A 19,644-nucleotide genomic window follows, 5' to 3' on the forward strand; every position below is an offset into this window, starting at 1 on the left:
TATATCCGTTATGTGAGTCACCTCACAGGCCGGATTGGGTCGGTTAATTCGCCGCAGGCAAGTATTCGGCGGTGAACTACCGCATTTTTTGGTTATAATAGGCGCTAGGCCATTATTATTGGAAAGGTTAAGGAAACTGACATGAGCTTGAATCTGGTACCGGCAGGAAAAGATCTTCCCGAGGATATTTACGTCGTGATTGAAATCCCGGCCAACGCTTCCCCGATCAAATACGAAGTTGATAAAGCAACCGGTGCGCTGTTTGTCGATCGTTTCATGTCCACCGCGATGTTTTACCCTTGCAACTACGGTTACATCAACCATACCCTCTCGCTCGACGGGGATCCGGTCGATGTATTGGTGCCGACGCCGTACCCGCTGCAACCCGGTTCCGTTATTCGCTGCCGCCCGGTAGGCGTGCTCAAGATGACCGACGAAGCCGGCGAAGACGCCAAGCTGGTGGCGGTGCCGCACACCAAAATGACCAAAGAGTACGACAATGTGAAAGACGTGGAAGACTTGTCTCCGCTGCTGCGGGCGCAAATCACCCATTTCTTCGAACATTATAAAGATCTGGAAGCAGGCAAATGGGTGAAAGTGTCGGGCTGGGAAAACGCCGAAGCCGCAAAAGCGGAAATTATCGCCTCCTTCGAACGCGCTAAGAAATAAGTTACGCCTGTCCCTGTCCCGGAAATGCGCAAAGCCTGGTTTGCGCATTTCCTTGCCATCACTCAGGGTTCAGGATTCTTCGGCGCGTTTTACCCAGTCCCCACTCAACAACCGCCGCAATCCCTCCACCGGCCGCTGGTAGACATACATCCAGGCGCCGCCGTAAGGCGTCGCGATCAGGGCCCGTTTATACTCGCCGCTTTTGGTGCGCAGGGCATCCAACTCGGCCAACGTCGAGGAATCAATGCGATATACCTCACAATATACCGTTCCCGTGCCGGGGACGACCGCCGGATAATGACCGAGATCGTATAATTCAAAGCCGGAGATCACGTGATCGCCTAACCACTGGCCGTTCGTCATCCAATGACTGTTGCCTTGATTGCGTCGCAGACTACCGTAGACAATTATTCGCATTGTTAAAACTCAAACTGATAGAGCAAGTCCAATGCCTGATCGAGACCAGACACGGCTTCCAGATAAAGTCTCGGCATTAAACGGTAACGTAACGTTAACGTTGCCAATGAATCAAAAATACCGACCCCATATTTAACTTGCAAGCCGGGTGCAACATAACCACTGACCACGACCTGGGACTCGTCGCCGACACCTTGCGTATCCAGGGTTAAATTACTTACCCCGAACGCTGCGCCGATTTTACCCACAAGTTGCCCACTTTGCGCAACCCCCATCCCGATTAACATCGACGTCATCGCGCTGCTGTCGGCGCCGGGCGTATTAAGCCCCTGGCCCCGCAGCAGGTAAGACAGCGCCTCCTGCTGCGATTTCACCGGTTCGGTGAACACCTCAAGCCGTGGCTGATCCGCCATGCCGGTCACCCTGACGCCGGCGATCACACCGTCCGCCGTGTTATCCGGGTTACGAATGGCCTCAACGTTCAGCAGCGGCTGATCCGGCGGACCGGCGAACATCAATTGCCCGCGCCGGACGCTCAAATCCTGCCCATAGGCCCGGAAACGGCCGTACGGGATATTGATCTGGCCGTTCAGGCCCAGGCCCTGCTTATCCTGGATCATTTTCAGATCGCCCTCCAGCCGCGCCTTCAGTCCGAAGGCATCCAGCCGCACATCGCGGCCGACATGGATAACCAGGTTGCTGTTGATAACCGTGTTGACCTTTGCCTGTTCCACCGGGCGCAGCTGCTTATCGAGGATCACTTCGTCGGGCGACACGCCCACCGCGCTCGGCGGCAATTCCTTCACCTCGATCCGCGCCCAGGGTATATCGACCCGGCCGTTAAGGGTAAAGACCTGCGGCGCGGCCTCCAACACAATATCAGGTGAGACATCCATGCGCACCATGGGCGGCACGGTAATTCTTATCCCGGAGCCCTGGGCGGCGATCCGCGCGCGCCAGGCGCTGATATTGCTCCAGTCGGCGCTGCCGCCAAGGTTAAGCTGTCCATGGGTGGTATGGATAACCCCTTGCAGTGTCGAACTGGTGCCGTTGAACACCATCGCCAGACGGCTCTCATTCATGGCAAACGGCATCCAGTTGCCGCGCATCAGCAGCCGGTCCAGGCCCAATTGCCCATACAGCTGCGGCCGGGCGACGCTGCCGCCGACGCGCAGACGGGCGTCCAGGATGCCGGCGGCGCTTTCTCCCCGCGACAAAATGGGGTTAAGGACAGACAGCGACAGCCGGCTGATAGTAACGTCGCCGGAAAGCGTGCGTCGCCCCTGGGGATCGGCCACCGCCACCTGGCCGGTAAACTGGCCATTGCCGGCAATGCCCACCTGCCAGTCCAGACGCGCGCGGTCGTGATCCAGGCCGGCGTTGAGATTTAACGTCTCGAAGGCTACCGGCAACGCATTGCCCTGGACATTTTGTACCACCTTTACCCCCCTGCCCACCAGGGCGATTCGCGCCTGGGGCAATCCGCCGCCCGGTTGCCAGCTCACCTCCGCCCGGCCGGTAAACAGGCCGCTCAGCGCGGTGTCCGCCGGCAGGAAGGGACGGATCATCGCCAGATCGAAACGCTCGAGCACCACCGCGGCCCGGCCGCCGGCGCCGGCGTCGATGGCGGCGGGAACACAAAGCCGGGCGTTGGGATTCTGCCAGCAGTGGGGGCCGATAACGACGCGCTGCGAGCTATGCTGATAATCCAGCGTCATGGCGCGGGTTAACCGCCAGTCGCCCACCGGCGTGCCGATACGCGTCTGGGTCAGGGCGCCTTGCCAGCGCTGCCGCTGCCGATCATAGCCGCCGTTAAGCGATAACTCGCCGGCAATCGGATCGCCCTGCAAATTCAGGCGCAGCTGGTGGCGGCGCTCGTCGCCGGTTACCGCCAGGGTAAGCTGGCGCACCAGCAGGTTATCCTGCTGGAGTTGATCCAGGCGCAGGTTCAGGTCGCCGCGCACGATATCGCTAACGCGGAGATTGCCGGCCAGGGCGATGCGACGCACGGTCAGGGACTGCCAGCGCAGCCCGACGGCGTTCAGATCCATGTTGACCTGCGGCGTCTGCCGCTCGCCCCGTACCGTGAACCGGCCGCGGGCGGTGCCGGCCAGGCCGGGCAGGACGCCGTTCAGGTTCGGCGCATCGAGCACGGCGTCGAGAGCCAGTTGCTGGTTTAAATCACCCTTGATATCCAGGCTGTTGCGCCCCAGCGCCAGCCGGAGATCGGGAATATGCCACTGCCCGGCGGCGTTGCCGCTCAGGGAACCGCGGGCGGTCACCGGGTTTTGTTTGATATTGCCGTTAAGCGTCAGTTCGGGGATACGCAGCTGCCAGCTGCCGCCGTGGATGCTGCCCCGGGTGGAAATCTTGCCCGCGAGCCGGGCCGGCCAATCGGGCCATTGCCGGGCGGTATTGATGCCGCTGAGCGTCAGTTCGCTCCGCCAGCTCACCGCGTCGCTCCAGTCAATCACCGCCGTCAGATCGGTCGTTCCCTCCAGAGCCGCCACGCGCAGGCGCGTCAAGGTAAACTGCGTGGGATTGCCTTTCCCCTCAAGGGACAGATCCGCCGGCGGCAGGCCCTCGCCGCTGACGGCGCCCTGCATGGCAAGCGTATAATCCACCGCCTTGCCATCAACCTTCAGCGCCAGATCGCGCAGGCGATATTGCGGTTCGCCGGTCAACGGCCACTGCGCGCCAGGACTGGCGAACGTCACCTCCAGCGGCAGGCCGCTGTCGGCCAGGCGCAGGCCGGCATTGATTTGCGCCTTGACCGGCCCCGAAAAATTCAGGGCGGTATCCAGGCGATCGCGTAAACTGCCGCCGACCGTCAGCCTGATCCTCTCGCCCTTGACCGGATCGATATTCAGTTGGGTGTTAACGGTTAATTCCAGCGGCCATTGTCCCTCCAGGCGCGCCTTGCCGCTGGCGCTCAGCAAACCCTGCACGGCGTCGATGCGCAGGCGTTCCAGGGTGATCTCCCGATCCAGCGTCCGCCCCTGCATCAGGAAGCTTGTTACCTGGATATCGGTATCGCCGGTAAGCCGCAGGTCCGTACCGCGCAGTTCCTGCAGTTGGATATTGAGCGGCACCTGGATATCCGGCAATCCGGGCAACACGGGGACGGCGAATAGCGCCTTTAAGGTTTCCGCCAAGGGCGGCGCCTGTGCCGCCGCCTTTTCGGCCGCCAGGCGGGCGGCGGCGCGTCGTTGCTCATCGGTCTGGGCCACGGCGTCGATTGCCTGGTCGGCCAGCACCGCCGCCGCTTTCGGCAGGGCCACCAGCAGGCCATTAATCTCCGTGGGCGTGACGATAAGCGTATTGCCGCGAAAATCCATGCCGCTGTGGAACCTGTCCAGGGCGATGACCGTATGGTCGATTTGCACCCGCACCCCGTTGACGCTGAGATTACGCAGGATCAGCGGATAGGGGGTACTTATCGCCGTGGTGTCCTGCGCCGCGGCCGGGGCGTCCGGCTGGCCCGGCGCCAGCGCGGCGGTGTCAATCGCCACATCCACCCCGCTCAAGGCAAGATCGTTGACGCACAGCGCACTGTGCCGAAAGCAGGAGAAATCAAGCGCGAGATGCAGCTCGTTCGCGTTTACCGTCATGCCCGGCTGCTGATAGCGCACCCCCTTCAGCGTCAGATCGCGCCAGCCGCCGCTGACGCTGACGATGTCCAGTCCCGGCACCCAGCGCGCGGCGCCGTTCAGCAGCAGATGCAGGCCGCTGGTGGTGCCGATCAGATACGCCAGCGCGCCGAGCAGCAGTACGATAACGGTCAGGATGCCGAGGCCGATTTTTTTTGCAAGACTCATAGTTCTGTCCCTAATCCTATGTAGAACTGCAATCCATGTTCCTCGGGATCGCCTACGGGCGCGGCCACGTCCAGTTTGATCGGGCCTACCGGCGACTGCCATCTTACCCCGACGCCGGCGCCGGTTTTCAGGCTGGTCTGCCGGAAATCATTCACCGCCTGGCCGGTATCGATAAAGGTGGCTCCCCACCACCTGCCGGTCACATTGTATTGATACTCCAGGGAACCGGTGGCCAGCTTCGAGGCGCCGGTTAGCTTGCCATCCTCGTCGCGGGGAGATATGGCCCGGAACCGGTAGCCGCGGATGCTGCGATCGCCGCCGGCGAAAAAACGCAGGGACGGCGGCACGCGATCAAAATTATTGGTTTCGATCCAGCCCAGGTTATAGCGCGCCACGAAACGGTGTTTATCCGCCAGGGTGCGTACCCAGACGTTTTGCGCCTGCAGAATGAAAAAATCCACATCCGAGCCCCAGGTGGTATCGGACACGTCGATGGAATAACGCTGGGAGTCGCCCCAGGTGGGCATCAGCCCGCCGCGCTGCCGGGTACGGTTAACCGTGAAGCCGGGATAGAGCAGCATGGTGGTATCGGTGACATTGGCCTGGGTAAAATGGTCCAGGCTCCAGCGCAGGTTGACCGAGCGCTGCCAGCCGGAAGAAGAATCCCAGAAGCGCGCCACGTTGACCGTGGTGGCATCGGATTTGGTATCGTTAAGGTCTTCGCGCTTAAACCCGCTTTGCACCACATAATATTGCTCCAGCGGGCTTTTTTGCAGCGGGATTTTATAACTGAAATCCAGCGCCTGCTCGGGAGCGGATACGCTCAGCGTGGTCTGCAGGCTATGGCCCCGGTCGTTGAGCCAGGGCCGGTTCCAGGTGGTTCTGACCCGGGGCCCGACGTCGGAGGCAAATCCGACCCCGGTTTCGATAATATTGCGGCTGCGCGGCGTTACCACCGCGTCCAGCGGCAGGACCTTATTGGTTTTCCCGGCGCTGAAATCGGGCGAGACCACCACCGAGTTAAACCAGTTGGTGGCGGCAAGCTGGCGGTTAAGCTCCGCCAGCGAGACGGCGCTGTACTCGTCGCCCTCGCGGATAGCGGGAATATTCTGCAGGTAGTCCTCGCGGATTTGCGCGCCGTGAAAACGCACCTTGCCGAAGCGGTAACGCTGGCCGCTGTCAAAGATCACATCCCAGAACGCTTCGTGGCGTTCCGGCGATACGCCAAGCTGCCGCTTGGGGAAATCCGCGTCAAAATAGCCGTTGCGTACCGCCAGGCCGGTCATGCCGCTGATAAAATTGGTGTAATCGCCATGATTGAGCACGCTGCCGATGGCCGGCCGGCTGCGCCGCACCAGGCCCAGGTAATCCCTATCGGTGCGCGCGTCGCCGCGCAGGCTGATGTTCACGCCGGCGATTTTCACCGGCTGGCCGGGCGCGACCTTGGCCAGCAGCACGGGCCGTCCGCCGTTGACCGCCGGGCGGAACTCAAAATCGATTTGCGGCGAGTAGTAGCCCAGGGCGCGCAGCCCTTCCCGCACCACGCCGTCGACGCGCGCCTGGAATCGCGCATCGGCCGTGATTTCATCCGCGCCGATGGTGGACAGGCGCGCGCGGACATTACGCTGCAATTCTCCCTCCAGTCCTTCCACCTGCAATCGCACGTTGGCGGCGTAGGACCATGGCGTAGCCAGTAGAATGCAAAACAGGCAAAGAAGGCGATTATTTGGCACGCTGGCTCCTGAATTTTCTTACTTTCCCGCGGGTGGATTCCTTACGCGCACAATCGCCGTCATATTTATTATTAAACGACCCTGGGGTTGTTTTTAGTCCTTTTACCCTAAAATACAGTCATAAGCTTACAGCTTAACGTAATATTGGCGTTTATTGTCTGTAAAGAAAGTGTACAAGACAACAGGCAATAGCCCATTATTTCGATAATCGTCTCAACAGGAGTCTATCGTGGCGCAGAATTTTGATAAAACCCAGCTTGTATCACAAAGCGAAGCCCTGCCGGGCCGCCTGACGCCGATGCCGGTGGCGACCACCCATGTGGTTAACGGCCATTCCATGACTCACGTTCCCGATCATATGGAGGTGGCGCTGTTCGCCATGGGATGTTATTGGGGCGTGGAGCGTTTGTTCTGGCAGATCCCGGGGGTTTACAGCACGGCGGCGGGGTTTGCCGGCGGCTATACGCCGAACCCAACCTATCGCGAAGTCTGTACCGGCCAGACCGGCCATGCGGAAGCGGTGCGGGTGGTGTTTGACCCGGCAATCATCAGCTATCGCGAGCTGTTGCAGTATTTCTGGGAAAATCACGATCCGGCGCAGGGTATGCGCCAGGGCGGCGATATCGGTTCGCAATATCGCTCCGCGATTTTTGTGCTGACCCCGGAGCAGGAACGCGAGGCGCAGGCCAGCAAACAGCGTTTCCAGCAGGCGATGGAGCAGGCCGGCGATCGGCGCGCCATCACCACCGCCATCGAACCGGCCACGCCGTTCTACTATGCCGAGGACGAGCACCAGCAATATCTGCACAAAAATCCGCAGGGGTACTGTAATCTCGGCGGCATCGGGGTATGCATGCCGCCGCAGGCGTAATCTCGCCAGCGGGGCCTGTTGATAAACCGGCTCTGGCCAAGACGCCGGAAACCATCACGTTATTAATCTTAGCAGCCCCCAGGGGGCTGCTGTTATACTGTGCCCACTGTCGGTCGGGCAGTTGATGACGTCGCGTATCCGCAACGGGCTGACCATTGTCGCTGCAGGCTGCCCGCAGCCGTAAATGACGTTTCGGCTCCCCGTAACAGACTGAAATATGTTATCTTTAACCAACACGTTGCCCTTCAAAGGCGCGCTGGCATAACTGTCAGCCCGAAGTGGTCGAATTATGCTAAACAGTATCCTGCTTATCCTGCTATTAATCGCGGTGAGCGCATTTTTTTCCGTATCGGAAATCTCCCTCGCCGCTTCGCGCAAAATTAAACTCAAGCTGATGGCGGATGAAGGAAATATCAACGCCAAACGCGTGCTTAAGCTCCAGGAGACGCCCGGCATCTTCTTTACCGTTATCCAAATCGGCCTGAACGCGGTGGCTATCCTCGGCGGTATCGTGGGCGATGCGGCGTTCTCACCTTCCTTCGCCTCCATTCTTATTCGTTTTATGTCGCCGGAGATGGCCGATCAAATCAGTTTTATCTGTTCATTTACGCTGGTCACCAGCCTGTTTATCCTGTTCGCCGATTTAACCCCGAAACGCATCGGTATGATTTCACCGGAGGCTTGCGCCATCCGGATTATCAACCCGATGCGCTTCTGCCTGCTGGTTTTCCGCCCGCTGGTCTGGCTGTTTAACGGTTTGGCCAACGTCATTTTCCGCATGCTGAAGCTGCCGATGGTGCGCAAGGACGATATTACCTCCGATGATATCTACGCGGTGGTGGAGGCCGGCGCACTGGCGGGCGTGCTGCGCAAGCAAGAGCATGAGCTCATCGAGAATGTGTTTGAGCTGGAGTCCCGCACGGTGCCCTCGTCCATGACGTCGCGCGAAAGCATTATCTATTTCGATTTGCGCGAGACCGAGGACAGTATAAAAGAAAAAATCTCAACGCATCCTCACTCAAAGTTTTTGGTCTGCGACGCCAACATTGACCATATTGTCGGTTATGTGGATTCGAAAGATTTGCTTAACCGCGTGCTGGGCAACCAAAGCCTGGCGTTGAACAGCGGCGTCCAGATCCGCTCGGCGCTGATCGTACCGGATACCCTGACCCTGTCGGAAGCGCTGGAAAGCTTCAAGACCGCGGGCGAGGACTTTGCGGTGATCCTTAACGAATACGCGCTGGTGGTGGGCATCATTACCCTTAACGACGTGATGACCACCCTGATGGGCGACCTGGTGGGACAGGGGCTGGAAGAGCAGATCGTTACCCGTGACGAGAATTCGTGGCTTATCGAGGGCGGCACGCCCATCGACGACGTGATGCGGGTGCTGCATATCGATGAGTTCCCGCAGGCGGGAAATTATGAAACCATCGGCGGGTTTATGATGTTCATGCTGCGCAAGATACCTAAACGTACTGATTTTGTGCGCTATGGCGGCTATAAATTCGAAGTGGTGGACATCGACAGCTATAAAATCGATCAGCTGCTGGTGACCCGTATTGAGGAAAAATCCACGCTGGTGCTGGCCAAGACGACGGACACCTCGCACGTTGCCTGAGGCGAAAGTCCGGTCCACGTCCCGCCGTTAGGCGCGATTTATCCTGCCCCCGGGCGCGCAGTCGCCGGGGGGCAGGTCATTATCGTATTGCGGACAAGGTAATCAGGAAAAGGGCCGGTCAGCCCATGTCGGACTGGAGCCGCATGACCTGCCGGTTGACTTCCGACATGACGTGGAAATGCTGCTTGTCGCGCACCTTCGGCAGCAAAATCTTGCCTTTATCAAATTCGAAGGCGCCGAAGCCTTTGATATAAATACGACCGCGGAATAAAGTCTTAACGTAGGTTGCTACCTTGATAGCGTTATAGCGATGGAAGATTCTCATTTTTTTACTCAACTCCCGTTATTTTTCTCGTCCTGCCGTTGCGTTGTTAAACCCGGCAAGGGAACTCACACTAGCACTTTATAAGAGTCTTCATATGTGCTTAAGTTCACGCAACAACAGAACACTGAGCTGCTTTTACACAATTTGACAGAATGCTATAAAAGCCCTATCTATTACAGCAGTACTAATATGCTGAAAACGCATTAGCTTGGTCATCCGGCGCAATACGGCGATCGGGGTGGTAACCCCCTCGCCCGGCGCCGATCCGGGCCTCCCTTCGCTTAAAGGAGCCGCATCATGCGCTGCCCGTTAATCGTATTACTCCTGGCATGGCCGCTATCCTGCGGCGCCCTTGCCCATAGCCTGGTTATCGGCAAGACCCTACCTAAGGTGGCGGTCGCCGAACAAGGCGAATTGCTGCTCCAGAAAGAGAAGTTTAGCTATAAATTCTGGGATAGCTCGCAGCTCGCGGGAAAAATCAGACTGGTGCAACATATTGCCGCCCAATCCTCCGCCAGCGAGATGAACGCCGCGATGATTGAAGCGCTCAAGAAAACCAACTTACCGGCTAAATATTACCAAACGACGACAATCATCAACGAAAACGACGCCGTCTTCGGCAGCGGGCCCTCGTTCGCCCGCAACTGGGTGGAAAATCACAAGACCATTTATCCCGGTTCCCAGTTTATTCTGGATGCCCATGGCAATGTACTGCAGGCGTGGCATCTGCAGCCGAAAAGCTCGGCGGTCATGGTATTGGATGCCCAGGGGCGGGTACGGTATGCCAAGGAGGGCGCGCTGTCGTTTGCCGAGATACAGCAGGTCACCACGCTGCTGCGCCGCCTGTTGCCAGGCGGCGCGCATTAAGGCCGGTTCAGAACAACGACACCCTGAAACCCGGATTCAGAAAGGATTCGCGGGGATGGTAATCCAACGTGCGTCCGGTCCAGTCGTTGACCAGCGCGCCGGCGGCGGCGGCCACCGCATGGCCGGCGGCGGTATCCCAGACGCTGGTCGGTCCGAAGCGGGGATAAAGCTGCGCGCTGCCTTCCGCCACCAGGCAAAACTTCAGCGAGGAGCCGATGGTCACCGTTTGATGCTCGCCCAGTTGGGCCAGATAATCCTGTAATTCGCTATCGTCGCTGTGCGAACGGCTGATGACCACCAGCGGGGGCCGGGCCTCCTTGCAGTGGATGGCCAGCCGTTCGCCGTCAGGCGTTATCTTCCAGGCATTGCCGGCGTCGGCGGCGTAAAGGATATCGGTGGCCGGGGCATACACCACGCCCATTACCGGCTGGCCGTCTTCGATCAAGGCAATATTCACCGTGAACTCGCCGTTGCGCCGCAAAAACTCCTTGGTGCCGTCCAACGGGTCCACCAGCCAGAAGCGGGTCCAGCCGCGGCGCACGTCCCACGCCGGCGGGTCCTCTTCGGACAGAATGGGAATATCGGGCGCCAGCGCCTTCAGTCCGGCGACAATAACCCGATGCGCCGCCAGATCGGCGGCGGTGAGCGGTGAATCGTCGGTTTTATGGGTCAGCTCGACGGGCGCACCGCCATCGTAGACCCGCATAATCGCAGCGCCCGCCTCACGCGAGAGCCGGCTAATCTGTTCAATCATGTCTCACCTCTGGATCATTACATCATATTCACCAGACTAGCTTTTTTTCACAAAATAGCCATCGGAATAATCTAGCGGCGGGTGTCGGCAGCGGGGCGCGCCAAACGCGCCCCGCGGGGATCAGAGGATTTCCAGCAGCTCGACTTCGAAGATCAGCGCGCTGAACGGCGGTATGGACGCGCCGGCGCCGCGCTCGCCGTAGGCCAGGTTGTGCGGAATGTACAATTCCCACTTCGAGCCGACCGGCATCAGCGTCAGGGCTTCTATCCAGCCGGGAATAACCCCGTTAACCGGAAACTCCGCCGGCTGGCCGCGCTGTACCGAACTGTCAAATACCGTGCCGTCCAGCAAACGCCCGGTATAATGGACGCTCACGCGGTCCTGGCGGCTCGGTATGGCGCCGTCGCCCTGCGCCAGGACCTTAAACTGCAAACCGGACTCCGTCTGGCGCACGCCCTCTTCCTTGGCATTGGCGTCCAGGAATTGCTGTCCCGCCACCGCCAGATGCTGCTGGCGATCGAGACGAACCGCATCCGCGCGTTCATGGATAATGCGCAGGGCGCGGTGGATGGCGTCAACCGGCACCGCCGGGGAATTGCCGGCCAGCGCATCGCTCAGCCCGGCCAGCAGGGCCTCGGGCAGCAAGCCTTCCAGTCCCGACTCCTGCAACTGCTGGCCCACTTGTAAACCAATGCCGTAACTGGCCTGGGCTTCCACGCTGTCTAAAGAAGGTACGCTCATGTTTTTTCCTTGAAATGGTAAAAAGCGAAAGGCGCAGCATAACAGCGCAGGCGTTTGGGGTAAAATCCTCTATGATGAATATGAGTCCTGCATCGGGCAGGCAGGCTTCTTGCTTACCGGTCAATTAAGCTATGGAGGTTCCCTGTGCGCCGCTTTATACTCGCGAGGGTTACAACAGGTAAACCATTGCAAGAGAGGTTATCATGGGCAGAATTTCGCCCGGGAAAAACAAAACCCCACGTTTTTCCCCGTTGGGTTACGGCGGATTCAAATGGAAGTGGCCTCTGCGTCTGCTGCCCGATGATGATTCCAACGCATCAGGCCGGCCAATGCTGACCCTGCTGAAAAGAGTATGGCACTTACCCGACGGTTTCCAGTGGATGGGTCCGTTACCGCCGCTGCATCGCCGTCTGGTGCTGATTGCCGCGTTGATTATCGCGGCGGCGATACTTTGGCCCTATTCGCCCTCGACGGATACCACGCCTGCCCCCGGTGCGAAAACCGCGGCCAATGGCCAGGGAACGGTTATCCAGGCGGAGCTGGTGGACAATAACCGGTCCGCCGCCCCGGCCCCGGCGCCCGCCGCCGGCGACGGCCAGTTGCATCGCTATCGCATCGTCGAGGGCCAGACGCTGGCGCAATTGTTTCGCGAGCATAACCTGCCGGTAGGGGATGTATTCGCGATGGCGCAGGCGGAAGGCGACGACAAACCGCTTAGCAGCTTGCAGGCGGGTCAGCAGGTGGAAATCCAGCAGAATGCCCAGGGTGTCGTGCAGACGCTGACGATTGAAACCGGCGCCAACAGCCGCATACGTTTTGTCAGGCAGGCCGACGGCAGTTACCTGCGTCATTAAACGCGGGCCTGAACCCCGGCCAGGCTACCCTTCCCCATGAACGCGCAGAAATTCGCCCCCGGCAGTTGACCGCCCATGGCGCGTTCTCCGGGCGCCAGACAGCAAAACGCCGGCATAAGCCGGCGTTTTATCAATCGCTTAATCTTTCGATTAGGCTTCAGCCACCACGATAACATTCAGGGTAGCGAAAACTTCGCTGTGAACCTGGATGCTGACATCATGGTCGCCGATGGTGCGCAGCACACCGTTAGGCAGGCGCACTTCACTTTTGGCGACGTTGACGCCGGCAGCGGTGATGGCGTCGGCGATGTCGCGCGTACCGATAGAACCGAACAGTTTACCTTCGTCGCCTGCTTTAGACGCAACGGTAACACTTCCCAGTTCAGTGATTTTATCGGCGCGAGCCTGGGCCGCGGCCTGAACTTCAGACAGCTTGGCTTCCAGCTCAGCACGACGCTCTTCAAAATACTCAACGTTTTTCTTGGTGGCCGGAACGGCTTTACCTTGCGGTACCAAGTAGTTACGGGCATAACCCGCTTTAACGTTAACTTGTTCGCCTAAGCTACCCAGGTTGGCAACTTTATCAAGCAGAATAACTTGCATTACCTTATCCTCTCAAAGTCTTAGTGGACAGTGACCGATTACTGATGACGATCAGTGTACGGCAACAGAGACAGGTAGCGCGCGCGTTTGATCGCACGGGCCAACTGGCGTTGGTATTTGGCACGAGTACCGGTGATACGGCTCGGGACAATTTTACCGCTTTCGGTGATGTAGTTTTTCAGCGTAGCGATGTCTTTATAGTCAATCTCAATAACGCCTTCCGCGGTGAAACGGCAGAATTTGCGACGACGGAAATAACGTGCCATTTGGCTAGTCTCCAGAATCTATCAATTCAATCTGCTCGGCATGCAGGACCATTTTATTCAGCCCATTGCGGCCTTGATGGCTGCAAATGAAACCGTGGATGGTGAGCTGCGTACCGACCGTTATACTGCGAGTAATCTCTTGCGATTGTTTTCCACTGACCACCACGGGCATACGGCACCATGCTTGCCGTGAAAAACCGGCTTCCTGTTGCTGCGAGCGGTGCTCAAGCACAAACTGGCAGTGAGGAATACCCGACGGACTGACCTTTCGAATGGGTGCCTTGCACACGGTGCCGGACAGCATCAGACGGTTCGCCGTCATCATCGATTACTCTTCAGAATCCCCAGCATCATTGTCATCGTTGGCTTCGGTGGCGAAATCTTCACGGCGATCGCGGCGTTCATCTTTTGCTTTGACCATCGGGGAGGCTTCGGAAACCGGATGTTTAACGCGCATGATCATGCTGCGAATAACGGCGTCGTTGAAGCGGAAGTTTGTTTCCAGCTCATCGATCACTTCCTGCGAGGCTTCTACGTTCAACAGAACATAGTGGGCTTTGTGCAGTTTATTGATCGGGTAAGCCAGTTGACGGCGGCCCCAGTCTTCCAGACGATGAATGATGCCCTGCGCGTTGGTGATAACACCGGTATAACGCTCGATCATTCCTGGAACCTGTTCGCTTTGGTCAGGATGAACCATAAAAACGATTTCGTAATGACGCATACAGAATTGCTCCTTACGGATTATTCAGCCTCCTGTCAGGGTCAACCGCGGCCCATGGAAGCAAGGAACGTGATAATTGTGCGGCTGAAAAATGACGCGCAATCTTACATTTATGCGGCGGCAAATACAAGGACCGATGCGCAGGGAAAGCGGCGGTGAACGGGCACAGTTATATAGAAAAGCATTAATTAGCAAAAAAACTATTCAATATGTATGTTTTTTGTTCAAAAAAACTGATTTATTCAATCAATAAAGTGTTATTTCCCTCCCCTGCGCGCTGGCATATACTGTTTAATAATAAATCACTGGCGACGGTGAACAGTCGCCGGCGCCGCCGGGATAAGGCGGCGATAGAATCCCCAACACCAGGGAATCATCAATAATTATAAAGTAAGTTTATTTTAGCCCCCCTGTGGGGCTTTTTTATTGGCCGTCGACGCCGGATGCCGGGTTAAAGGTGCCGCCCGAAAAACGTCACGGCGGCGGACAGCGCGCTTACCGTAATTTTATGGCCGATGCCGGGTTCGGTGAGGTATGTCGCCTGATGAGGCCCACGCGCCTCCAGCGCCTGGTACAGGCGGCGGCTTTCCGTGGCCGGGACCAGTGGGTCGGCTTCGCCATGCCAAATCAACAGCGGCCGGTTTGCCAGCTTCTCGAGCTGATGGAAGACTTCGTAGCCGGCCAGGGGGGCCATCTGGCGCTCAAACTCTTTTTGCCCGGCGCTTGACGTTAGCGCCACGGGCGGGAACAGGGTTTTCGCCAGCCGCAGATAATCTCCCGAGCCCATAAAGTCCGCCGCCACGCGCAGCCAGTCATAGCGCGCCATAGCGCCCAGCGCGGTCATGCCGCCCATGGACGCGCCGCATACGCCGATGCGTCCGTCATCGATAAGCCCCCGCTGCTGGTAATGTGTTTTCATGGCGGGCATCTCGTCGATATTAGCGCGTAGAATTGCCCAAAAATGGGCCAGGCGCTGCTGCTCGTCGCCGTCAAACCGCGCGCCATGCATGGCGGCATCCGGGAGGATAACGCGAAATCCGGCCTTTGCCAGGGCATAACCAAAATAGCTGTATACCTCTTTTGACGAGGTATAGCCGTGGTAAAAGAAAATTGTCGGCAGCGGCAGCGGGTATCCCCCCGCCGGCACCGCATGGATGACGTCGATACCGCCGACGGACTCCTGATGCATTTCAACCATATTGCCCCCCCTTCGCATTATTCTTTTATACTATCTCTATCTCACTGCGTTGTTTTTTTATGGCCGACATTGATGAAACCACTTTACCCTATAATCCTGCTCCTGAGCATGCTGACGGCGGGCTGCAGCGTGCTTGAAGGCAAGCCGGTCCCGCCGCCTGCGCCCACCGCCCAGGCGCAGGAAATCAGCCGCAATCAGGCCGGCGCCTTGACCAAAATAGGCCGGATCGCCGTCGAGGAACGCGGCAGCCCGATGGATGCCGAAGCTGCGCTGCGCGCGCAGGCCAATGCCCGCCAGGCCCGCTATTATCAGATCATTATGCTGTCGGAAGACGTTATCGCCGGCATCTGGCGCGGCGAGGCCATTTTATATCGTTAAGCGGGAAGGGTCATGGCGCCGGACGCTCGCCGCCAGCCACGTTGTCCGGCGCCGGCGGCGGCAGGCCCATTCAGGGAAGCTGGCGCTGGCGCACGGCCTCAAACAGGCAAACGCCCGCCGCCACGGAGACATTAAGCGACGAGACCGAGCCCGCCATCGGGATACCGATCAGCTCATCGCAGTGCTCGCGGGTCAGGCGGCGCATGCCCTCGCCTTCCGCGCCCATGACCAGCGCCAGCGGGCCGGTCAGCTTGCTTTGATACAGATGATGATCCGCCTCGCCCGCGGTGCCGACGATCCAGACGTTGTGTTCCTTCAACATGCGCAGGGTGCGCGCCAGGTTGGTGACGCGAATCAGCGGTACGGTTTCCGCCGCGCCGCTGGCCACTTTCTTGGCGGTGGCGTTGAGCTGCGCCGAACGATCGCGCGGCACGATAACCGCATGTACGCCGGCGGCATCGGCGCTGCGCAGGCAGGCGCCGAGGTTATGCGGGTCGGTAATACCGTCCAGCACCAACAGGAAAGGCGCGGCATGCTGTGCCAGCAGCCCCTCCAGATCATTTTCCTGCAGCTGGCGCCCTTCCTGCACCCTTGCCACTATGCCCTGGTGCACCGCCCCTTCCGCGGCCTCATCCAGCCATTGGCGATTGGCCACCTGGATGACGATACCGTTGGCTTCCAGCGCCACCACCAGCTCATGCAGGCGGCGATCGTCGCGGCCCTTCATGATATACACATCGAGAAAACGCTGCGGATCGCGTTCCAGTAAAGCTTTAACGGCATGAATACCGTAAATGATTTCGCTCATGTTGCTCTTTTATCACCGAATGGGCCGTAACGGCCCATGGATTAAGGTCTGCCGGCGGTCGCCGGCACGCTGGCGCCCGGACTTATTGCTGGTCCGGCTTGCTTTCCGCGCCGCTTTTTTTCCTGCTGCGCCGTGGTTTGCTGGCCGACGGCTTTTTAGGCGGGTTATCGCCGGTGGCGGCGTCCGACGCGCCTGCGCTGGCCGCCCTGGACGGCGCGCTTTTAGGTTTGCTCCCTTTGCCATCGTTCGGCCGAAAGGCGCTGTCCGGTTCGAAGTTACCCGCCTTTGGGCCGGAGCGGCGGCGGCGCGGCGGCTTGCCGTCGCTACCGGTGCCGCCAGTGGCGCCGCGTGCGGCCTGCTGCGTGCGCACACGTTCGGTTTTACCCGCGCCTCTGGGCTGCCGCTTGCTGGAGATCAGGGAGAAATCGATTTTACGCTCATCCATATGGACCGCCTCAACCTTGATTTCCACCACGTCGCCGAGGCGATAGACCCGTCCGCCCGACTCGCCAATCAAGCGCTGGCCGATATTGTCATAGCGGTAATAATCGTTATCCAGGGTTGAAACGTGCACCAGGCCGTCGATAAACAAATCATTCAGACGCACAAAAAAGCCAAAGCCGGTGACGCTTGCGATAATGCCGCTGAAGGTCTGGCCGACGTGATCCTGCATAAAGTCACATTTCAGCCAATCGGCCACATCGCGGGTCGCTTCGTCGGCCCGCCGCTCGTTCATGGAGCTTTGCTGGCCCAACTGCAGCATTTCCGCCATTTCGGCATGCCAGCCGCCGGTAGGGGTGGACCGGCCTTTGGCCTCGCCTTCCTGCTTCGCCAGCAGATATTTAATACTGCGGTGCAAAGACAGATCCGGATAACGGCGGATGGGCGAGGTAAAGTGCGCGTAAGCCTGCAGCGCCAGACCGAAGTGACCACGGTTTTCCGGGTCGTAAATCGCCTGTTTCATCGAGCGCAGCAGCATGGTTTGCAGCATCTCGTGATCCGGACGCGTGGAGACGATATTCATCATCTCGGCGTAGTCTTTCGGCTCCGGTTTAATCCCGCCGCCCAGCGTCAGGCCCAGTTCGGCCAATACGGTGCGCAGCGCGGTGATATGATCGTTGCTGGGACGGTCATGCACCCGGTACAGCGCCGGCTCGTCGTTTTTCTCGACAAAACGCGCGGCGGCGATATTGGCCAGGATCATGCATTCTTCAATCAGTTTGTGCGCGTCGTTGCGCTTCACCGGTTCGATGCGATCGATGCGGCGCTCGGCGTTAAAGATAAACTTGGCTTCGTCGGTTTCAAACGAAATGCCGCCGCGCTGTACCCTGGCCTGTTCCAGCGTCTGGTACATTTCATGCAGCGTTTGGATCGGCTTGACCAGCGGATGGTAGTGCTCGCGCAGTTCCCGATCGCCCTGCAGGATCTGCCATACCTTGGTATAGGTCAGCCGCGCATGGGAATTCATCACCGCCTCGTAAAATTTATAGGAGGAGAGCCGTCCCTGCGCGGAGATGGTCATTTCGCAGACCATGCATAAACGGTCCACCTGCGGATTCAGGGAACACAGGCCGTTGGAGAGTTTTTCCGGCAGCATCGGGATGACCTGCGATGGAAAATACACCGACGTGCCGCGACCGCGCGCCTCATTGTCCAGCGGCGTATTGGGACGGACGTAATAACTGACGTCGGCGATGGCCACCCACAGACGCCATCCGCCGCCGCGTTTCTTTTCGGCGAACACGGCGTCATCGAAATCGCGGGCATCCTCGCCGTCGATGGTCATCAGCGGCAGACTCCGGAGATCCACCCGCCCGCGTTTTGCCGCCTCGGGCACCTCTTCCTTCAGCTCCGCGACCTGGCTTTCCACTTCCGGCGGCCAGACATAGGGAATATCATGGGTACGCAAGGCGATATCCACCGCCATGCTGGTACCCATATTGTCGCCCAGCACCTCCACCACCTTGCCGACCGCCTTGGTGCGCCGCGTGGGGCGCTGGGTCAGTTCGACCACCACCACAAAACCCATGCGAGCGCCGCCGGTGCTTTCCGGCGGGATCAGGATATCAAAACTCAACCGGCTGTCGTCGGGCACCACAAAGGCGCTGCCGGCGTCGGTAAAATAGCGGCCGACAATCTGGCTGGTCTTGGGCACCAGCACGCGCACAATGCGCGCTTCGCGCCGGCCTTTACGATCGGACACCAGGGGCTGCGCCATTACCACGTCGCCATGAATGGCCATTTTCATCTGTTCCGCGGACAGGTAAAAATCGTCTTTGCTGCCTTCCACTCGTAAAAAACCAAAACCATCGCGATGGCCGATAACCGTGCCACGCAGCAAATCCAGGCGTTCAGGCAGCGCATAGCACTGCCGGCGGGTAAAAATCAGCTGGCCGTCGCGCTCCATGGCGCGCAGGCGGCGGCGCAGGCCTTCAACCTGGTCTTCGCCGGTAATGCCCAAATCCTGCGCCAACTCTTCGCGACTGACGGGCGTTTCCCGTTTGGCCAGGTGCGCCAGGATAAACTCCCGGCTGGGGATGGGAAATTCGTATTTTTCTGCCTCTCGTTCGAGAAAGGGATCTTGTGACATGCGCTACCTCCATTGTCCAAAACAGGTTGCTGTGCCGATATCATTCAACAAGCAATAATGTGTAGAGCGGCGGATTTCCTGTTTTAAACAGCTGGCTGGGACGATTCGACCACGTTCCGCACAACATCCACGCTATATCCGCACTACAACAGATCAATATTATTGATCGGGGTTTACGTCCTGCTAACCGCACTTCTGCTATCCCTAACAGCGGGCATGGCGACAAGAGGACAGATAACAAGAAAACGATGGTAATAAGAGTAACCTTTAGGAACCAATCAGGCTATAAGACTTGTCAACTGCTGGGGAGGAGACAGGGGCTACCGACGGGCTAACTTATTGATAATAAATATAAAACCGGGCAATGCCCGGTTTGTTACATTTTTTGGCTTTTACGATTTAACCGC

At 58.7% G+C, this 19,644-nt stretch carries 19 protein-coding genes; 6 read left to right on the plus strand and 13 right to left on the minus strand.

Annotated elements, in window-relative coordinates; genetic code table 11:
• Positions 1-141 precede the first annotated feature (141 nt).
• Positions 142-669, plus strand: coding sequence for an inorganic diphosphatase (gene ppa / locus ABUK12_RS12445; RefSeq protein WP_410016533.1), 528 nt, complete (start codon positions 142-144; stop codon positions 667-669).
• 69 nt (positions 670-738) lie between these two features.
• Here ppa and ABUK12_RS12450 read toward each other — a convergent pair whose 3' ends face one another.
• From ABUK12_RS12450 to ABUK12_RS12460, 3 genes are read right to left on the minus strand one after another with little or no spacing between them, the layout of a single operon-like run.
• Positions 739-1,086 carry a gamma-glutamylcyclotransferase gene (locus ABUK12_RS12450; protein WP_410016534.1) on the minus strand — a complete coding sequence of 116 codons (348 nt, stop codon included), beginning with the start codon at positions 1,084-1,086 and terminating at the stop codon, positions 739-741.
• Between the two features lie 2 nt (positions 1,087-1,088).
• Positions 1,089-4,904 carry an autotransporter assembly complex protein TamB gene (locus ABUK12_RS12455; RefSeq protein ID WP_410016535.1) on the minus strand — a complete coding sequence of 1,272 codons (3,816 nt, stop codon included), beginning with the start codon at positions 4,902-4,904 and terminating at the stop codon, positions 1,089-1,091.
• On the minus strand, positions 4,901-6,637 hold the full coding sequence (locus ABUK12_RS12460; RefSeq protein WP_410016536.1) for an autotransporter assembly complex protein TamA: 1,737 nt from the start codon (positions 6,635-6,637) through the stop codon (positions 4,901-4,903). Before ABUK12_RS12460 ends, ABUK12_RS12455 begins: the two co-directional genes overlap by 4 nt.
• A 229-nt stretch (positions 6,638-6,866) precedes the next feature.
• On the opposite strand from ABUK12_RS12460, the gene msrA reads away from it, so the two are divergent.
• Both msrA and ABUK12_RS12470 read left to right on the plus strand, forming a co-directional pair.
• The gene (gene msrA / locus ABUK12_RS12465) at positions 6,867-7,508 is read left to right on the plus strand and encodes a peptide-methionine (S)-S-oxide reductase MsrA (protein WP_410016537.1); all 642 of its coding nucleotides are present in this window, start codon (positions 6,867-6,869) and stop codon (positions 7,506-7,508) included.
• Between the two features lie 289 nt (positions 7,509-7,797).
• The gene (locus ABUK12_RS12470) at positions 7,798-9,129 is read left to right on the plus strand and encodes a hemolysin family protein (protein ID WP_410016538.1); all 1,332 of its coding nucleotides are present in this window, start codon (positions 7,798-7,800) and stop codon (positions 9,127-9,129) included.
• A gap of 118 nt (positions 9,130-9,247) precedes the next feature.
• On the opposite strand, the gene ABUK12_RS12475 is transcribed toward ABUK12_RS12470, so the two are convergent.
• Positions 9,248-9,454 (minus strand): DUF1107 domain-containing protein, encoded by a 207-nt coding sequence (locus ABUK12_RS12475; RefSeq protein ID WP_162364102.1) that lies wholly within the window; start codon positions 9,452-9,454, stop codon positions 9,248-9,250.
• 297 nt (positions 9,455-9,751) lie between these two features.
• On the opposite strand from ABUK12_RS12475, the gene ABUK12_RS12480 reads away from it, so the two are divergent.
• Positions 9,752-10,321, plus strand: coding sequence for a YtfJ family protein (locus tag ABUK12_RS12480; protein ID WP_410016539.1), 570 nt, complete (start codon positions 9,752-9,754; stop codon positions 10,319-10,321).
• A 7-nt stretch (positions 10,322-10,328) separates the two neighbouring features.
• Here ABUK12_RS12480 and cysQ read toward each other — a convergent pair whose 3' ends face one another.
• Complete coding sequence (gene cysQ, locus ABUK12_RS12485; protein WP_410016540.1) at positions 10,329-11,075, minus strand: 3'(2'),5'-bisphosphate nucleotidase CysQ; 747 nt, start codon at positions 11,073-11,075, stop codon at positions 10,329-10,331.
• A gap of 120 nt (positions 11,076-11,195) precedes the next feature.
• Positions 11,196-11,816 carry a peptidylprolyl isomerase gene (locus tag ABUK12_RS12490; RefSeq protein ID WP_410016541.1) on the minus strand — a complete coding sequence of 207 codons (621 nt, stop codon included), beginning with the start codon at positions 11,814-11,816 and terminating at the stop codon, positions 11,196-11,198.
• Positions 11,817-12,019: 203 nt separating this feature from the next.
• Between ABUK12_RS12490 and ABUK12_RS12495 the strand changes: the two genes are divergently transcribed.
• Positions 12,020-12,670, plus strand: a complete 651-nt coding sequence (locus ABUK12_RS12495; protein ID WP_410016542.1) for a LysM-like peptidoglycan-binding domain-containing protein — start codon at positions 12,020-12,022, stop codon at positions 12,668-12,670.
• A gap of 150 nt (positions 12,671-12,820) precedes the next feature.
• Here ABUK12_RS12495 and rplI read toward each other — a convergent pair whose 3' ends face one another.
• The 5 genes from rplI to yjfP form a co-directional block, all read right to left on the minus strand.
• The gene (gene rplI / locus ABUK12_RS12500; protein ID WP_410016543.1) at positions 12,821-13,273 is read right to left on the minus strand and encodes a 50S ribosomal protein L9; all 453 of its coding nucleotides are present in this window, start codon (positions 13,271-13,273) and stop codon (positions 12,821-12,823) included.
• Positions 13,274-13,311: 38 nt separating this feature from the next.
• Entirely contained in the window at positions 13,312-13,539 is a 228-nt protein-coding gene (gene rpsR / locus ABUK12_RS12505) for a 30S ribosomal protein S18 (protein WP_048637617.1), read from the minus strand.
• Positions 13,540-13,543: 4 nt separating this feature from the next.
• Entirely contained in the window at positions 13,544-13,861 is a 318-nt protein-coding gene (priB, locus tag ABUK12_RS12510) for a primosomal replication protein N (RefSeq protein WP_331120002.1), read from the minus strand.
• Positions 13,862-13,867: 6 nt separating this feature from the next.
• The gene (gene rpsF / locus ABUK12_RS12515; RefSeq protein WP_162364108.1) at positions 13,868-14,263 is read right to left on the minus strand and encodes a 30S ribosomal protein S6; all 396 of its coding nucleotides are present in this window, start codon (positions 14,261-14,263) and stop codon (positions 13,868-13,870) included.
• 451 nt (positions 14,264-14,714) lie between these two features.
• Positions 14,715-15,461: an esterase gene (yjfP, locus tag ABUK12_RS12520; RefSeq protein ID WP_410016544.1), complete on the minus strand. Its 747-nt coding sequence runs from the start codon at positions 15,459-15,461 to the stop codon at positions 14,715-14,717.
• A gap of 72 nt (positions 15,462-15,533) precedes the next feature.
• On the opposite strand from yjfP, the gene bsmA reads away from it, so the two are divergent.
• On the plus strand, positions 15,534-15,839 hold the full coding sequence (gene bsmA / locus ABUK12_RS12525; protein ID WP_410016545.1) for a biofilm peroxide resistance protein BsmA: 306 nt from the start codon (positions 15,534-15,536) through the stop codon (positions 15,837-15,839).
• A 70-nt stretch (positions 15,840-15,909) separates the two neighbouring features.
• Here bsmA and rlmB read toward each other — a convergent pair whose 3' ends face one another.
• Together rlmB and rnr are read right to left on the minus strand one after the other, a co-directional pair.
• Positions 15,910-16,647, minus strand: a complete 738-nt coding sequence (gene rlmB, locus ABUK12_RS12530; protein ID WP_410016546.1) for a 23S rRNA (guanosine(2251)-2'-O)-methyltransferase RlmB — start codon at positions 16,645-16,647, stop codon at positions 15,910-15,912.
• An 82-nt stretch (positions 16,648-16,729) separates the two neighbouring features.
• Complete coding sequence (gene rnr, locus ABUK12_RS12535) at positions 16,730-19,237, minus strand: ribonuclease R (RefSeq protein ID WP_410016547.1); 2,508 nt, start codon at positions 19,235-19,237, stop codon at positions 16,730-16,732.
• Positions 19,238-19,644: the final 407 nt, after the last annotated feature.

Origin of the sequence: Sodalis sp. C49 (assembly GCF_046352915.1) — a bacterium.
GTDB lineage: Bacteria > Pseudomonadota > Gammaproteobacteria > Enterobacterales > Enterobacteriaceae > Acerihabitans.

Excerpts from the sequence above, each read along its gene's own strand:
- yjfP (WP_410016544.1), bottom strand. The coding sequence starts at position 15,461 with ATGGTTGAAATGCATCAGGAGTCCGTCGGCGGTATCGACGTCATCCAT.
- ABUK12_RS12495 (WP_410016542.1), top strand. The coding sequence starts at position 12,020 with ATGGGCAGAATTTCGCCCGGGAAAAACAAAACCCCACGTTTTTCCCCG.
- ABUK12_RS12490 (WP_410016541.1), bottom strand. The coding sequence starts at position 11,816 with ATGAGCGTACCTTCTTTAGACAGCGTGGAAGCCCAGGCCAGTTACGGC.
- rpsF (WP_162364108.1), bottom strand. The coding sequence starts at position 14,263 with ATGCGTCATTACGAAATCGTTTTTATGGTTCATCCTGACCAAAGCGAA.
- cysQ (WP_410016540.1), bottom strand. The coding sequence starts at position 11,075 with ATGATTGAACAGATTAGCCGGCTCTCGCGTGAGGCGGGCGCTGCGATT.
- ABUK12_RS12455 (WP_410016535.1), bottom strand. The coding sequence starts at position 4,904 with ATGAGTCTTGCAAAAAAAATCGGCCTCGGCATCCTGACCGTTATCGTA.
- ABUK12_RS12480 (WP_410016539.1), top strand. The coding sequence starts at position 9,752 with ATGCGCTGCCCGTTAATCGTATTACTCCTGGCATGGCCGCTATCCTGC.
- ABUK12_RS12450 (WP_410016534.1), bottom strand. The coding sequence starts at position 1,086 with ATGCGAATAATTGTCTACGGTAGTCTGCGACGCAATCAAGGCAACAGT.
- priB (WP_331120002.1), bottom strand. The coding sequence starts at position 13,861 with ATGACGGCGAACCGTCTGATGCTGTCCGGCACCGTGTGCAAGGCACCC.
- rplI (WP_410016543.1), bottom strand. The coding sequence starts at position 13,273 with ATGCAAGTTATTCTGCTTGATAAAGTTGCCAACCTGGGTAGCTTAGGC.
- ABUK12_RS12470 (WP_410016538.1), top strand. The coding sequence starts at position 7,798 with ATGCTAAACAGTATCCTGCTTATCCTGCTATTAATCGCGGTGAGCGCA.
- ppa (WP_410016533.1), top strand. The coding sequence starts at position 142 with ATGAGCTTGAATCTGGTACCGGCAGGAAAAGATCTTCCCGAGGATATT.
- rnr (WP_410016547.1), bottom strand. The coding sequence starts at position 19,237 with ATGTCACAAGATCCCTTTCTCGAACGAGAGGCAGAAAAATACGAATTT.
- bsmA (WP_410016545.1), top strand. The coding sequence starts at position 15,534 with ATGAAACCACTTTACCCTATAATCCTGCTCCTGAGCATGCTGACGGCG.
- rpsR (WP_048637617.1), bottom strand. The coding sequence starts at position 13,539 with ATGGCACGTTATTTCCGTCGTCGCAAATTCTGCCGTTTCACCGCGGAA.
- ABUK12_RS12475 (WP_162364102.1), bottom strand. The coding sequence starts at position 9,454 with ATGAGAATCTTCCATCGCTATAACGCTATCAAGGTAGCAACCTACGTT.
- rlmB (WP_410016546.1), bottom strand. The coding sequence starts at position 16,647 with ATGAGCGAAATCATTTACGGTATTCATGCCGTTAAAGCTTTACTGGAA.